The following is a 15,140-nucleotide window of genomic DNA, read 5'->3' on the forward strand; positions in this document are numbered from 1 at the left end:
TTGGGTCAAAACACAGGAGAGCAGCGGTGGATAAAGTGGACGGTGTGGTGATTGGCGCAGGTGTGGTGGGCTTGGCTACGGCGCGTGCCTTGATTCAAGCCGCACCTGAAACAGCCCGAGAGTGGTTGGTGCTCGAAGCAGCTGATGCGATTGGCACAGGCACCAGCTCGCGCAACAGCGAAGTCATTCACGCTGGCATTTATTACCCGCAGGGCTCGCTCAAAGCGCAGTTGTGCGTGCAAGGCCGTGACCGTTTGTACGCCTACGCCACAGAGCGCGGCGTGTCGCACCAGCGCTGCGGCAAATTGATTGTGGCTACCCACGTCGATCAGCTGCCTGCACTTGATGCCCTTTTGCAAAAGGCTCATGCCAATGGCGTGACCGATGTGGTGATGCTCAGCGCCGAACAGGCACAAGCGATGGAGCCCGCGCTGTCGTGCGTGGCGGCCTTACATTCGCCCAGCACGGGCATTGTGGACAGCCACGGTTTGATGCTGAGCCTGCAAGGTGATTTTGAAAATGCAGGTGGCATCGTGGCGTTGAATTCGCCCGTGGCTTCAGCCGTGTGCCGCGACGACGGCATCGTGGTGCGCATGGCCGACGGTTCTGAGTTGTTGGCGCAAACAGTGGTGAATGCAGCGGGGTTGACCGCCCCTTGGCTGGCGAAACACTTTGAAGGCTTGGCTGCGCAGCATGTGCCGCAGGCTTACTTTGCCAAGGGCAACTACTTCACGCTCTCGGGCAAATCGCCGTTTTCACATTTGATTTACCCCGTGCCTGAAGCTGCCGGTTTGGGTGTGCATTTGACCCTCGATCTGGGTGGTCAAGCCAAATTTGGCCCTGATGTGCAGTGGGTCGATCGCCCGGATGATCTGCTGGTGTCCGCTGAACACGAGCAAGTGTTTTACAACGAGGTGCGCAAGTATTGGCCAGCCCTGGGTGATGGTGCGTTGCAAGCAGGCTATGCGGGCATTCGCCCCAAAATTTCTGGCCCTCACGAGGCCGCCGCTGACTTTTGTATCCAAGGCCCCGCCGTGCATGGCGTGAAGGGGTTGGTGAACTTGTTCGGCATTGAGTCGCCCGGATTGACCAGCGCGCTTGCCATCGGGGATGCGGTGCTCCAGGCCTTGCAGTAAAGTCGTGGGTATGAATAAACGCTTGTTTCTTGGCGTTTGCATCACGCCGCTTTTGTTTGCTTGCTCGACCTCGTCGCGTCAACCGGCTTCGACAGCAGCGACATCGCAAAACTACCCCAACAACCCCGCCAAGCGACAGGACATCGTCATGCAGGCGGTGGCCATGCTGGACCGTGGCTACACCTACGGTGGCAAAAAACTGCACACGGGGTTTGACTGTTCGGGCTTGGTGAGTTTTGTCTACAAAGAGTCTGCCGGCATCCCGCTCAAGGGCAGCGCAGCGCAAATGGCAGAAGTGGCCAAACCCGTGGAGCCTGCGCAAGCCCACCCCGGTGATTTGGTGTTTTTCAACACGCTGGGCAGCGCGTTTTCGCATGTGGGCATCTACATTGGCTCGGGCAAGTTTGTGCATGCCGCCAATGAAAAAACGGGCGTGAAAACCGAGCGTTTGAACCATGTGTATTGGTCCAAACGCTTTGAAGGCTACCGCACTGTTTTTGCTTGAAGCTGGGTTTGGGCTGTCGCACCCAAGCTGCAAGCCTCGGTTCGATTTTTCAGCCTGTTTAGGCCTGATCGCGAATAGCCAGCGCCGCTTCTTTCACCAGCGCGGGGCCTTTGTAAATGAGGCCGGTGTAAATCTGCACCACGTCCGCACCTGCTTTGATTTTGGCTACCGCATCGGCGCCGCTCAAAATGCCGCCCACGCCGATGATGGGGAAGTTGGGGCCCATCGCGGCGCGCAACTGGCGAATGACTGCATTGCTTTTCTCAAACACGGGCGCGCCTGAGAGACCGCCAGTTTCATCGGCGTGCGCCATGCCTTGCACCGCATCGCGGGCAATCGTTGTATTTGTGGCAATGACGCCCCAAGATGGCGTGCCTTCGTGCACACAGTGGCGCTTCAAGGTGGCCGCAATCACCGCGATTTGGTCGCTGTCCAAATCAGGCGCGATCTTGATGAACACGGGCACTTGCTTGTTGTGCTGTTTGGCCAACTCAGCGCGGCGTTTGGCGAGTGTGCCAATCAGCGCATCCAGCGCTTCGTCGCTTTGCAGTTCGCGCAGGTTTTTGGTGTTGGGGCTGGAGATGTTCACCGTCACGTAGTCGGCGTGTGGGTACACGCCGTCTAGGCAAATCAGGTAGTCGTCGGCTGCGTTCTCGATGGGGGTGGCGGCGTTTTTGCCGATGTTCAGGCCCAAGAGCATGGGCGTGCCCGCACCTTTCTTTCCTGACTCACTGCGGAACTTCGCCAACTTCACATTGGCCAAGAAGGCATCCAAGCCTTCGTTGTTGAAGCCCAAGCGGTTGATCAACGCATTGGCCTCGGGTAAGCGGAACATGCGCGGCTTGGGGTTGCCCGGCTGGCCTTTTGGGGTGACGGTGCCCACTTCGACAAAACCAAAACCCATTGCGGCCAAGCCGTCGATGCAGTGGGCGTTTTTGTCCAAACCTGCGGCCAAGCCCACACGGTTGGGAAAGCTCAGGCCAGCCAGTTGAACGGGGTCTTGCACGCGGGTTTGGCAGTACGCCCAAGCCAGCGGTGTGTTTTGCGTGCGGGCCAACATGGCCAGCGTGTGCTCATGGGCGGTTTCCGCATCCATGGCGAACAGAAAAGGGCGGGCGAGGGAGTAAGGCAACAACGACATGGATAATCTCAAGCTTTTATAGAACCCTCGGATTTTCGCCCATGAATACGCCCACGAACACGTCGACCCAAGCCGCACCTTTGTCTCAAGATGAATTGAAAACCTTGGTGGGCCAAGCTGCCTTGCAATACGTGGTGCCTGGCGAGGTGGTGGGCGTGGGCACGGGCTCTACCGTCAACAAATTCATCGACGCCTTGGGCACCATGAAGGACCAAATCAAAGGCGCCGTGTCGAGCTCGGTCGCCTCCACCGAACGCCTGCAAGCCCTTGGTATTAAGGTGTTTGAAGCGGCAGAGGTGGAAAGCCTGTCTGTCTACATCGACGGTGCCGACGAAATCGACCACCAAGGGAATATGGTGAAGGGCGGCGGCGCTGCGTTGACGCGCGAAAAAATTGTGGCGGCGCAATCCAAGATGTTTGTGTGCATTGCGGATGAGAGCAAGCTGGTCGATGCGCTGGGCGCGTTCCCCTTGCCCGTGGAAGTTATTCCCATGGCCACCGCGCGTGTGATGCGCCAGTTCGCCGCGATGGGCGGCAGCGCCAAGGTGCGTTTGAAAGATGGCCAACCTTTGGTGACCGACAACGGCCAACACATCGTCGATGTGACGGGCTTGAAAATCACCGATCCCCTGCAGTTTGAAACCGACGTCAGCCAATGGCCGGGCGTGGTGACGGTGGGTGTGTTTGCTCACCAAAAAGCGCAGGTGTGTTTGTTGGGCACGTCGACGGGCGTGAAGACGCTGACGTTTTGAAAAGTCTAGGGCCGTCCTACCGCGCGTTGGTGCTGGGTGCCGCGGGGGCACTCGGGGCGGCGTTTGTGGAGGCCTTACAGGCCGACCCTGCATGCGCCGACGTGGTGAGCCTGTCGCGTCACTCACAACCCGCATTTCGCTTGGAAGACGAGGCCAGCATGGCCGCTGCGGTGGCTGCGCTTGTGGCCCAATCGCAAGGGCCGTTTCACCTCATCATCGATGCCACGGGCGCGCTCACGATCGACGGGAAGGGCCCAGAAAAACACATGGGTGCACTCAACGCCGCACAACTGGCCCGTGCGTTTGAAGTCAACACCATTGGCCCCGCGTTGTTGCTCAAACACTTCATGCCCTTGATGGCCAACGAGCAGCGCAGCATTTACGCCAAGCTGTCGGCCCGTGTGGGCAGCATCAGCGACAACCGCAAAGGGGGTTGGTACGGCTACCGCGCTGCCAAAGCTGCCTTGAACATGGTGCTGCAAACTGCTGCGATTGAAGCGGCCCGCAAACGCCCGCAACTGGTGGTGGCCGCCATGCAGCCGGGGACGGTAGCGTCTGATTTGTCTGCGCCGTTTGTGCCTGCGAAAGACTGCCTCACACCCGCGCAATCGGTGGCAGGTTTGCTGAAGGCTTTGGATGCCTTGCCTGCACAAGCCGCCGCGCACTTTGTGGACTACAAAGGTGAGGCGATTCCTTGGTGAAAGCGCGGTTGGCGCTTAGGCCATGCCTTGGTGACGCAGCAACGCGTCGAGCTGAGGCTCACGGCCTCGGAAGGCTTTGAACGATTCCATCGCAGGGCGGCTGCCGCCGACTTCCAAAATCATTTCGCGGTAGCGGCGGCCTGTGTCAAGGCTGGGTTCGCCGTTCGCGTCGGCGGTTTCTTCAAACGCCGCATAGGCATCGGCGCTCAGCACCTCGGCCCATTTGTAGCTGTAGTAACCGGCTGCGTAACCGCCTGCAAAGATGTGGCTGAAGGTGTGCAGCGTGCGGCCCCACGCGGGGCTTTGCAACACGGCTACTTCGGCGCGCACATCGCGCAGCACTTGCATGAAGTCTTGCGCTTTCTCGCCGTCGGTGTGCAGCAGCATGTCCACGAGCGAGAACTCAATTTGGCGCAGCGTTTGCAAACCGCTTTGGAAGTTTTTGGCGGCCAGCATTTTGTCGAACAACGCGCGTGGCAAAGGCTCGCCTGTGTCGACGTGCGCGGTCATGTGGCGCAACACGGGCCACTCCCAACAGAAGTTTTCCATGAACTGGCTGGGCAACTCCACCGCATCCCACTCCACGCCGCTGATGCCCGACACATCACGCTCGTTCACTTGCGTGAGCATGTGGTGCAAGCCGTGGCCGCATTCGTGGAAGAGGGTGATCACGTCGTCATGCGTCAGCAGCGGGGGCTTGTTGCCCACGGCTTCGGCGAAGTTGCACACGAGGTGCGCGACGGGCGTTTGCAGCGCGCCTGTGTCGGGGCGTAACCAGCGGGCGCGCACATCGTCCATCCATGCGCCACCGCGTTTGCCTGCGCGTGCGCCGGGGTCGAGGTAGAACTGGCCCACCAGCACAGGCGGCAAGCCGCGTGCGCGTGTTTCTTCGGTGTGGCGCTCAATGCGGTAAAACTCCACAGCTGGGTGCCACACAGGAGCCTGGTCGCGGCGAATGCTCACCTCAAACAACGTCTCCACAATTTTGAACAAGCCCGCCAACACCTTGGGCGCCGTGAAGTAGGGTTTGACTTCTTGCTCGCTGAAGGCGTAGCGCGCTTCTTTGAGCTTCTCGCCGATGTACGTCCAGTCCCACGGCTGTGGGTCTTGCAGGTTGAGGTGTTCGGCAGCAAAGGCGCGCATCTCGGCCACGTCTTTTTCAGCGTAGGGGCGGGCGCGTTTGGCGAGGTCGCGCAAGAAGCCCATCACCTCGGCGGGCGACTGGGCCATCTTGGCGGCCAGCGACACCTCGGCGTAGTTGGCGTAGCCCAAGAGCTGCGCTTCTTCTTGGCGCAAGGCCAAGATTTCTTTCACCCACGGCGTGTTGTCTTGCTCGGTTTTGCCGCTCTGCACCGCTTCCGATTGGTCAGACGCGCGTGTGGCGTAAGCGCGGTACAGCTTTTCACGCAGGGCGGAGCTGTGCGCAAACTGCATGATGGGCAGGTAGCACGGCATTTTTAAATTCAACTTATGGCCAGCCACACCATCCTTCTCAGCCGCAGCGCGTGTGGTTTGCAACACGTCGTCTGGCACACCGGCCAACTCTTCGGTGGTGACGATGGCTGACCATTGGTCGGTCGCGTCGAGCACGTTTTCGCTGAACTTTTGGCTCACCTCGGCTTGGCGTTCTTGGATGGCCGCAAAACGTTCTTTGGCGGCACCCACCAGCTCGGCACCCGACAGCACAAAGTTGCGCATGGCCAAGGTGTGGGCGTGTTTTTGCTCGGCATTCAAACTGGCTACGTTGATGGCTTTGTACTTGGCATACAAGCGCTCGTCTGCGCCTAGGCGTGTGTAGAACTCAGTCACACGCGGCAGCGCTTCTGTGTAGGCCGCACGCAACTCTGGCGTGTCAGCCACCGAATGCAAATGGCTCACAGCACCCCAAGCGCGGCTGAGTTTTTCGGTGGCGACATCGAGCGCGGCAGCAATCGCTTTCCACTCGGCGGGGAAGTCGGCTGCCGTGACTTGCTCTAAGGCTGCATCGGCTGCAGGCAGGAGTTGATCGAGCGCAGGCGCAATGTGCGCGGGTTTGATGGCATCGAACAGCGGGTGATTCGAAAAGTCGAGAAGCGGATTGTTCAATGACATGCAAAACTTTCAAAAAATAGATGGCCGAAATTTTTAGCCTGCCGAAACCCGTCGCCAAGCAGAGTGGCCAGCGCTTGATGCAGCGACATTCGCTTGCGAGGAGCGCAGCAAGCGCTGGCCACTCTGCTTGGCAGAGCGAGCATCAACGCGCAACGAACACAAAAGTTCAATGCTTCTCAGATAAGGCGCGTTGCGCCGATTCCAAGGTGTTGACCAAAAGCATCGTAATGGTCATCGGTCCAACCCCACCTGGCACAGGGGTGATGTAGCCAGCCACTTCTTTCACACCGTCAAAGTCCACATCACCGCAGAGCTTCCCTTCATCGTTGCGGTTCATGCCCACGTCGAGCACCACCGCGCCGGGCTTGACCATGTCGGCGGTCAGCACATTGCGCTTGCCCACGGCTGCCACGATGACGTCGGCTTGCAATGTCAGCGCTTTGAGGTTTTGGGTGCGCGAGTGGGCCACCGTCACGGTGGCGTCTTTTTGCAGCAGCATCAGCGCCATGGGTTTGCCCACGATGTTGCTGCGGCCAATCACCACGGCGTGTTTGCCCTTGAGGTCGTAACCAATGCTCTCCAACATCTTCATGCAGCCATAAGGCGTGCAAGGCCAGAAACCGGGCATGCCGGTCATCAATGCGCCTGCGCTGGCGATGTGAAAACCATCCACGTCTTTGGCTGGGCTGATGGCTTCGATCACCTTTTGCGCGTCAATGTTCGCAGGCAAGGGCAGTTGCACCAAGATGCCGTGAATGGCAGGGTCGTTGTTGAGCGCTTCCACGCGGGCCAGCAAGTCAGTCTCGGTCATGGTGGCTTCGTATTTTTCGAGCACGGAGTGCAGACCCGCGTCTTCGCAAGCCTTCACCTTGTTGCGCACGTAGACCTGGCTGGCTGGGTTGTCACCCACCAACACCACGGCCAAGCCGGGTGTGAGGCCTTGGGCTTTGAGTGCTGCTGTATCGGCGGCTACTTGCGCGCGCAGTTGTTTGGAGAGGGCGTTGCCGTCGATGAGTTGTGCAGTCATGGTCTTGTGTATACAGAGGAGAAGTTGAATTGAAAACGCCCGTGTGACACGGGCGTTAAAGGGGTTGGCAAACGTGCGGCCTGATTAGGCTTTGGCTGCGTTTTGTCCGAGTGCGGTTTTCAGCAAGTCAGCCACGGTGTTGGCATTGAGCTTTTCCATGATGTTGGCGCGGTGCGCTTCCACGGTTTTGATGCTGATGCCCAAGTCGTCTGCAATTTGTTTGTTCAAGCGACCGGCCACGATGCGCTCCAACACTTGGGCTTCGCGGGTGGTCAGCTTGGCCATCAAGGCGTCGCGGCTGGCGGCTTGTTGGTAGTCGGCAAACGACTCAGTGGCTTGGGCCAACATGCGTTCCACCAAGGTCACCAAAGCGGTTTCGTCAAAAGGCTTTTGGATGAAATCCATCGCACCTTTTTTCATGGTGTCCACGGCCATGGGCACATCGCCGTGGCCGGTGATGAACACGATAGGCAACGGTGATTTGCGTTCGACCAAGCGGTCTTGCAGCTCCAAGCCTGTCATGCCACCCATGCGGATGTCAACAATCAAACAAGCCACTTCGCGTGGGTCATAGCGGCTGAGAAATGTTTCGGCTGAATCAAAGCAACGAACGCGGTAGTCCTTGCCCTCTAACAACCATTGCAACGAGTCGCGAACGGCCTCGTCGTCGTCCACAACGTAGACCGTACCTTTTTTGGGAATCAAGCTCATCAAAAAAACTCCAACCTTATCGGACCGGTATCCAGAAGGAAAAGCGGCAGCCCGTGATATCTGCACCATTGTAGAGGTTCTCCGCTTTCATCCTCCCTTGGTGGGATTCGACGATGGAGCGGCACAAATTCAGGCCAATCCCCATGCCTTCAGACTTGGTGGAGAAGAAGGCTTCGAACAAACGCTCCATCACCTCGGGCGGCAAACCGCGCCCCGTGTCGGTGACCGAAAACTCCACCACGGCCTGGCCTTCTTCGTTGCGCGGCAAGACTTTGAGTTCCACATCACGTTGCGTCAGCGGGCGTTGGGCCAGGTCAATTGACTCGGCCGCATTGCGCATCAAATTCACGAGGACTTGCTCAATCAAGATGGGGTCCACGTTGACGGCGGGCAGTCGTGCTGCAAGCACTTGGGTCAGGCGTACTTGGCGGCGGCGCATCTCGATGCCGGCCAATTCCACGGCTTCACTCACCATGGCCCCCACATCGGAGGGGGTGCGGTTGGGTTCGCTGCGCTTCACAAACGTACGGATGCGTTGGATGATTTGCCCTGCGCGCTGTGCTTGGTGCGCCGTTTTCTCCAAAGCCTTGAGCAATTCTTCTTCGTTCAAATTGTTCGCTTTGATGCGAGACACCATGCCGCTGCAGTAGTTGTTGATGGCGGTCAGCGGCTGGTTGAGCTCGTGTGCCACGCTAGACGCCATCTCGCCCATGGTGATGAGACGGCTGGCTGACTGTGCCCGCTCAGCTTGCATTTGCGCTTGCTCTTCAGCTTGGCGACGTGGCGTGATATCTGATGCAATCACCATTTGCGCCAAGCGGCCATCCACCCAGTTGAGGTAGCGCGATCGCACCTCCAGCCATTTGCCTAACTCGGGCAGAAAAATTTCAGCGTTCTCTGCTTTGGTCTCGGTGATGCCTTCGGTGGGTAAGCCCATCAAACCATCGTCTTGGTCTTGGCTGTCGTCGTCTGATGCGGTGGTTGTGCCAAGTGTGCGTGGTTGCCCCGCTTGTGTGACCAGGCTCAAGTGCCCCTGTGTGGTGGTGGCAAACCATTGGCGGTATAGCTTGTTGGCAAACAGCAACTCTTTGCTGCCCAGAGGCGCGACGGATACAGAGGCGTCCAAGCCCTCAAGCACCGTGGTGAAGCGGTCATGTGCGGCCGAGAGCTGTTCGCGCACGCGGTTGGGCTCGGTGATGTCGGTCATCGACGTCATCCAGCCCGTTTGTTGACCGCGCGCATCTACCAGTGGTGACACATACAAACGCGCATCAAATATTTCGCCACTTTTGCGCTTCACGCGCACTTGAAAACCGCTTGCTGTGGTGTCGCCTTGCAGCTCTTGTGTGAGTTTTTGTTCCAGCGTCTCACGGTCTTCTTCAGGCCAGTAAGGGAAGGGGGGCACACGCCCCACCAGTTCGTCTTCGGTCCAACCGGTCATTTGGCAAAACGCGGCATTCACATAAGTGATGCGGCCTTTGAGGTCCATGGCACGCATGCCGGTGAGGATGGAGTTTTCCATCGCACGGCGAAAGTTGGTCTCGGCCACCAAGGCCTGCTGCGCTTGCACGCGGCGGCGTGTGTGGCGCCAGGTGCCAATCAGCATCCAAGCGGTCATGGCGCTGAGCACGGCGACCAACCAAAACACGCCGTTGCCAATCAAACCTTGTGACGTCCGATAAGCCTGCGCATGCAGTGACAGTGCGTAACCCACGGGGGTGATGGGCACTTCGTATTCGTTGGTTTGAAAGAGCCAAGGCAACACCTCGGTCACTTTGGGCCGCGCTTTGTTGGCTTGGCCTGCCAGCACGTTGTTGTTGACGTCTCGAAAAGACACGGCGTAACGGTTGGCTATTTCGTTGGGCACGGCAAAACGCAACATACCGTCCATCGTGTATTCGGCCACCAACACGCCTTCAAATTTGTTGTGCGAGACGATGGGCACTTGCAGCTGCAGGTGCGTGTAGGGCGCTGCATTGGCGCGTTTTTCGATGATGGGTTGCGAGTAAACAGGTTGCTGCAAGTCACGCGCTAAATGGAAGGTGTTGAGCGTTTCGGTATGCGTGACGAGATTGCCCGTCAGAAAACTCATGGTCGAGTTGTTGCTGGCACTGGCATAAGACGCATGCACGTGTTGACGTGCGTTGAGCCACGTCAAACTAGCCAGCTCTGGACTTTGGTTTAACAGAGTTTGGGCTTCGCCAGAAAAAGCTTTGCTATCGGTTTCCCTGTTGGCAATGTCACGCGCCATGCGCATGATTTGTTCTTGTTTGTCGAGCAAGCGTAAGCGCAGGCGTTGTTGGGCGTACTCCACGTCACGCCGCACGACCTCTTGTTCGCGCACGATTTCTTCGTATCGCAAGTACCAAAACGCCGTCGTGATCGCTGCCATGAACAGCACCACGGCAGCCAGGGGTGCGATGAACGCGAAGCGGTCTTGTCGGTTGGGTGTTTGCTGACGCCACCACTGGCGCCAGCGGACGATCAGTTGCTTGAAAGGGGATGTGGGCAATGTTTTTGACATGTGTGGTGAGTTTATGTCTGCCTTGAAATGCACCTTTCAGGTAATTATTGGATTTCATAATAAGAAATCAATAGTCGCTATTTGAAATTTACGGAATTTGTGAGAAACTATTTACATTCGAGTCAAAACAAGTGCAACACAGAGGAGACAAGCATGTCAGCACAACCGAACGATCCACGTAACGATGTGGACAGCCAAGAAACGCGTGAGTGGATGGACGCTTTGTCCGCCGTCATCAACGCAGAGGGCCCAGAGCGCGCTCACTTTTTGTTAGAGCAACTGCTCGAACACGCCCGCGAGAGCAGCATCGACATGCCGTTCTCTGCCAACACCGGTTACGTCAACACGATCGAACCGGACAAAGAAGCACATTGCCCTGGCAACATTGAAATTGAAGAACGTCTGCGCGCTTACATGCGCTGGAACGCGATGGCGATGGTGGTCAAGGCCAACCGCCACAACCCAGAAGACGGTGGCGACCTCGGTGGTCACATCGGCTCTTTCGCTTCATTGGCCCACATGTTTGGTGCGGGCTTCAACCACTTCTGGCACGCTGAAAACGAAAACCACGGTGGCGACTGCTTGTACATCCAAGGCCACGTGTCACCCGGCGTGTACGCTCGCGCCTACCTGGAAGGCCGTTTGACCGAAGAGCAGTTGCTCAACTTCCGTCAAGAAGTGGACGGCAAAGGTTTGTCCAGCTACCCACACCCCAAACTCATGCCTGAGTTCTGGCAGTTCCCCACGGTGTCCATGGGCCTTGGCCCATTGATGGCTATCTACCAAGCGCGCTTCTTGAAGTACTTGCACGCACGCGGCATTGCCAACACCGAAAACCGCAAGGTTTGGGTGTTCTGCGGTGACGGTGAGATGGACGAAGTTGAATCTTTGGGCGCCATCGGTTTGGCTGCTCGTGAAAAACTCGACAACTTGATCTTTGTCGTCAACTGCAACTTGCAACGTTTGGACGGTCCCGTGCGCGGCAACGGCAAGATCGTGCAAGAACTCGAAGGCGAATTCCGTGGCTCAGGCTGGAACGTCATCAAGCTCTTGTGGGGCAGCGAGTGGGACAAGCTCTTGGCTCGCGACAAAGACGGCGCACTCCGCAAGATCATGATGGACACCTTGGACGGCGACTACCAAGCCTTCAAAGCCAACGACGGCGCCTACGTGCGCAAGCACTTCTTCGGTCGCGATCCACGCACGCTCGAAATGGTCTCGCACATGAGCGACGACGAAATCTGGGCTTTGAAGCGCGGTGGCCATGACCCACAAAAGGTCTACGCGGCTTACCACCAAGCCGTGAATACCAAAGACCAGCCGACCGTTTTGTTGATCAAGACCGTCAAAGGTTTTGGCATGGGCAAAGCCGGTGAAGGCAAGAACAACGTTCACCAAACCAAGAAGCTCACGGATGAAGACATCAAGTACATGCGTGACCGCTTCAACATCCCAGTGCCAGACAGCGAATTGGCCAACGTGCCGTTCTACAAGCCTGCAGATGACACCCCTGAGATGCAATACCTGCACGAGCGCCGCAAGGCCTTGGGCGGCTACTTGCCACACCGTCGCACGAAAGCCGAAGAAACCTTCACCGTGCCGTCGTTGGATATCTTCAAATCGGTGATGGAGCCTACGGCCGAAGGCCGTGAAATCTCGACCACCCAAGCCTACGTACGCTTCCTCACGCAGCTCTTGCGTGACCAAGCCTTGGGCCCACGCGTGGTGCCAATTTTGGTGGACGAAGCCCGTACCTTTGGTATGGAAGGTTTGTTCCGTCAAATCGGTATTTACAACCCAGCAGGTCAAAACTACACACCGGTCGACAAAGACCAAGTGATGTATTACAAGGAAGACAAAGCTGGTCAGATCTTGCAAGAAGGCATCAACGAAGCCGGCGGTATGTCGAGCTGGATTGCTGCTGCCACCAGCTACTCGACCAGCAACCGCATCATGGTGCCGTTCTACGTGTACTACTCGATGTTTGGTTTCCAACGCATTGGCGACTTGGCATGGGCAGCTGGCGACATGCAAGCACGCGGCTTCTTGTTGGGCGGCACCTCAGGCCGTACCACGTTGAACGGCGAAGGCTTGCAGCACGAAGACGGTCACAGCCACATCATGGCCAACACCATCCCGAACTGCGTGTCTTATGACCCCACCTTCGCACACGAAGTGGGCGTCATCCTGCACCACGGTTTGAAGCGCATGGTGGAGAAGCAAGACAACGTCTTCTACTACATCACCCTGTTGAACGAAAACTATGCGATGCCTGGCCTCAAGGCTGGCACCGAAGAGCAAATCATCAAAGGCATGTACTTGCTGCAACAAGGCGAGGGCAAGAAAACTGCACCACGCGTGAACTTGTTGGGCTCGGGCACCATCCTGCGTGAATCCATGGCTGCGCGCGACTTGCTCGCTGCCGATTGGGGCATTGCTGCCAACGTGTGGAGCTGCCCAAGCTTCAACGAACTCACACGCGACGGCCAAGACGCTGAGCGTTACAACTTGTTGCACCCCACAGAGACACCCAAAGTGCCTTTCGTGGCGGCGCAGTTGGACCCTTACGTCGGCCCCGTGGTTGCTTCGACCGACTACATGAAAGCCTATGCCGAACAGATTCGTCCGTTCATTCCTAAAGGCCGCACCTACAAAGTGTTGGGCACAGACGGTTTCGGTCGCTCTGACTTCCGCAGCAAGCTGCGTGAGCACTTTGAAGTCAACCGCCACTACATCGTGGTCGCAGCCCTCAAAGCCCTCAGCGAAGAAGGCACCGTGCCAGTGGCACAAGTGGCTGAAGCCATCAAAAAGTACGGCATCAAAGTCGACAAGATCAACCCGCTGTACGCATAAATATTCGGGAGACACAACATGGCATTGGTAGAAGTAAAAGTCCCGGATATCGGGGATTTCGACGAAGTCGCAGTCATTGAACTGCTGGTCAAAGTGGGCGACACCGTGAAAGCGGAACAGTCCCTCATCACCGTCGAATCAGACAAAGCTTCGATGGAAATTCCATCGAGCACCGCTGGTGTGGTCAAAGAGCTCAAAGTGGCTTTGGGCGACAAGGTCAAAGAAGGCTCAGTGGTGTTGGTGGTGGAAGCCGCTGGTGCTGCCGCAGGCACTGCGGCTTCAAATGCTTCAGCTCCGGCCGCCGCACCTGCAGCAGCTGCTTCTGTAGCTGCTGCACCAGCCCCAGTTGCAGCAGCTGCCCCCGTGGCCACAGCGCCATCAGCATCGGGCCCCATCGAAATTCACGTGCCAGACATTGGCGACTTCAAAGACGTGGCCGTCATTGAAGTATTTGTGAAGCCTGGCGACAGCATCAAGGTGGAGCAATCGCTCATCACCGTGGAGTCTGACAAAGCGTCGATGGAAATTCCATCCTCACACGCGGGCGTGCTCAAAGAGCTCAAAGTCAAAGTGGGCGACACCGTCAACATTGGTGACTTGTTGGCCATTTTGGAAGGCACCGTGTCTGCCGCCGCTGCACCTGTGGCGGCTGCCGCATCTGCCGTTGCTGCCGTGGCACCTGTCGCTGTGGCTGCACCGACAGCAGTTGCTGCTGCGGTGGCTGTTGTTGCAGCACCTGCACACGCACCAGGCGCACCTACCTTGGGCTTGCCACACGCATCACCCTCGGTGCGCAAGTTCGCACGCGAACTCGGTGTGCCATTGGAAGAGCTCAAAGGCTCTGGCCACAAGGGCCGTATCACGCAAAACGACGTGCAAGCCTTCACCAAGTCCGTCATGTCGGGCGCGACACAAACCAAGGCTCAGGCAGCCAAGGGTGGCTCTGCGGGTGGTGATGGCGCAGCCTTGGGTCTCATCCCATGGCCGAAGGTCGACTTTGCCAAGTTCGGTCCTGTCGAGCGCAAAGAAATGGGCCGCATCAAGAAGATCAGCGGTGCCAACTTGTTGCGCAACGCCATCATGATTCCAGCCGTCACCAACCATGACGACTGCGACATCACTGACCTCGAAGCCTTCCGCGTGTCCACCAACAAAGAGAACGAAAAATCGGGCGTCAAAGTCACGATGCTGGCGTTCTTGATCAAGGCTTGCGTGGCCGCGCTCAAGAAATACCCAGAGTTCAACAGCTCGCTCGATGGTGATGCACTGGTCTACAAAAACTACTGGCACATCGGTTTTGCCGCTGACACGCCCAACGGTTTGATGGTTCCAGTCATTCGTGATTGCGACAAAAAAGGCGTGCTGCAAATCAGCCAAGAAATGTCAGAGCTGGCCAAGAAAGCCCGCGACGGCAAACTCGGCCCCGCAGAAATGACCGGCGCGACCTTCACCATCTCCAGCCTCGGCGGCATTGGTGGCAAGTACTTCACGCCCATCATCAACGCGCCCGAAGTGGCCATCCTTGGTGTGTGTAAGAGCACCATGGAACCCGTGTGGAACGGCAAAGAATTTGTGCCACGTTTGATGTTGCCTCTGAGCTTGACGTGGGACCACCGCGTCATCGACGGCGCTGCAGCGGCACGCTTCAATGCGTACCTCGGTCAAATCCTCGGCGACTTCCGTCGCGTGTTGCTCTAAG

General features: G+C 57.7%; 11 protein-coding genes. 6 read left to right on the top strand and 5 right to left on the bottom strand.

Going from position 1 to position 15,140, the window contains the following annotated elements; translation table 11 throughout:
* The first annotated feature begins 26 nt into the window (after positions 1 to 26).
* Together QMG15_RS05780 and QMG15_RS05785 are read left to right on the top strand one after the other, a co-directional pair.
* Positions 27 to 1,136 carry an NAD(P)/FAD-dependent oxidoreductase gene (locus QMG15_RS05780; protein WP_281789916.1) on the top strand — a complete coding sequence of 370 codons (1,110 nt, stop codon included), beginning with the start codon at positions 27 to 29 and terminating at the stop codon, positions 1,134 to 1,136.
* Positions 1,137 to 1,146: 10 nt separating this feature from the next.
* Positions 1,147 to 1,641, top strand: a complete 495-nt coding sequence (locus QMG15_RS05785) for a C40 family peptidase (RefSeq protein ID WP_108358528.1) — start codon at positions 1,147 to 1,149, stop codon at positions 1,639 to 1,641.
* Positions 1,642 to 1,699: 58 nt separating this feature from the next.
* On the opposite strand, the gene QMG15_RS05790 is transcribed toward QMG15_RS05785, so the two are convergent.
* Complete coding sequence (locus tag QMG15_RS05790) at positions 1,700 to 2,782, bottom strand: quinone-dependent dihydroorotate dehydrogenase (protein ID WP_281789917.1); 1,083 nt, start codon at positions 2,780 to 2,782, stop codon at positions 1,700 to 1,702.
* Between the two features lie 41 nt (positions 2,783 to 2,823).
* On the opposite strand from QMG15_RS05790, the gene rpiA reads away from it, so the two are divergent.
* Positions 2,824 to 3,534 carry a ribose-5-phosphate isomerase RpiA gene (gene rpiA / locus QMG15_RS05795; RefSeq protein WP_281789918.1) on the top strand — a complete coding sequence of 237 codons (711 nt, stop codon included), beginning with the start codon at positions 2,824 to 2,826 and terminating at the stop codon, positions 3,532 to 3,534.
* Positions 3,531 to 4,235 carry an SDR family NAD(P)-dependent oxidoreductase gene (locus QMG15_RS05800; RefSeq protein WP_281789919.1) on the top strand — a complete coding sequence of 235 codons (705 nt, stop codon included), beginning with the start codon at positions 3,531 to 3,533 and terminating at the stop codon, positions 4,233 to 4,235. Before rpiA ends, QMG15_RS05800 begins: the two co-directional genes overlap by 4 nt.
* 15 nt (positions 4,236 to 4,250) lie before the next feature.
* Here the strand turns inward: QMG15_RS05800 and QMG15_RS05805 are convergent, their stop codons facing one another.
* The 4 genes from QMG15_RS05805 to QMG15_RS05820 all read right to left on the bottom strand — a co-directional run bounded on the left by QMG15_RS05805 (position 4,251) and on the right by QMG15_RS05820 (position 10,588).
* On the bottom strand, positions 4,251 to 6,320 hold the full coding sequence (locus QMG15_RS05805; RefSeq protein ID WP_281790088.1) for a M3 family metallopeptidase: 2,070 nt from the start codon (positions 6,318 to 6,320) through the stop codon (positions 4,251 to 4,253).
* A 172-nt stretch (positions 6,321 to 6,492) separates the two neighbouring features.
* Positions 6,493 to 7,353, bottom strand: coding sequence for a bifunctional methylenetetrahydrofolate dehydrogenase/methenyltetrahydrofolate cyclohydrolase FolD (gene folD / locus QMG15_RS05810; RefSeq protein WP_281789920.1), 861 nt, complete (start codon positions 7,351 to 7,353; stop codon positions 6,493 to 6,495).
* 84 nt (positions 7,354 to 7,437) lie between these two features.
* Positions 7,438 to 8,064 (bottom strand): response regulator transcription factor, encoded by a 627-nt coding sequence (locus QMG15_RS05815; protein WP_108358532.1) that lies wholly within the window; start codon positions 8,062 to 8,064, stop codon positions 7,438 to 7,440.
* A 16-nt stretch (positions 8,065 to 8,080) separates the two neighbouring features.
* Complete coding sequence (locus QMG15_RS05820; protein WP_281789921.1) at positions 8,081 to 10,588, bottom strand: PAS domain-containing sensor histidine kinase; 2,508 nt, start codon at positions 10,586 to 10,588, stop codon at positions 8,081 to 8,083.
* A 153-nt stretch (positions 10,589 to 10,741) separates the two neighbouring features.
* Here QMG15_RS05820 and aceE point away from each other — a divergent pair, with 153 nt between their 5' ends.
* Both aceE and aceF read left to right on the top strand, forming a co-directional pair.
* Positions 10,742 to 13,441: a pyruvate dehydrogenase (acetyl-transferring), homodimeric type gene (gene aceE / locus QMG15_RS05825; RefSeq protein WP_108358534.1), complete on the top strand. Its 2,700-nt coding sequence runs from the start codon at positions 10,742 to 10,744 to the stop codon at positions 13,439 to 13,441.
* Between the two features lie 18 nt (positions 13,442 to 13,459).
* Complete coding sequence (aceF, locus tag QMG15_RS05830) at positions 13,460 to 15,139, top strand: dihydrolipoyllysine-residue acetyltransferase (RefSeq protein WP_281789922.1); 1,680 nt, start codon at positions 13,460 to 13,462, stop codon at positions 15,137 to 15,139.
* Position 15,140: the final 1 nt, after the last annotated feature.

Origin of the sequence: Limnohabitans sp. INBF002 (genome assembly GCF_027924905.1) — a bacterium.
Classification (GTDB): domain Bacteria; phylum Pseudomonadota; class Gammaproteobacteria; order Burkholderiales; family Burkholderiaceae_C; genus Limnohabitans.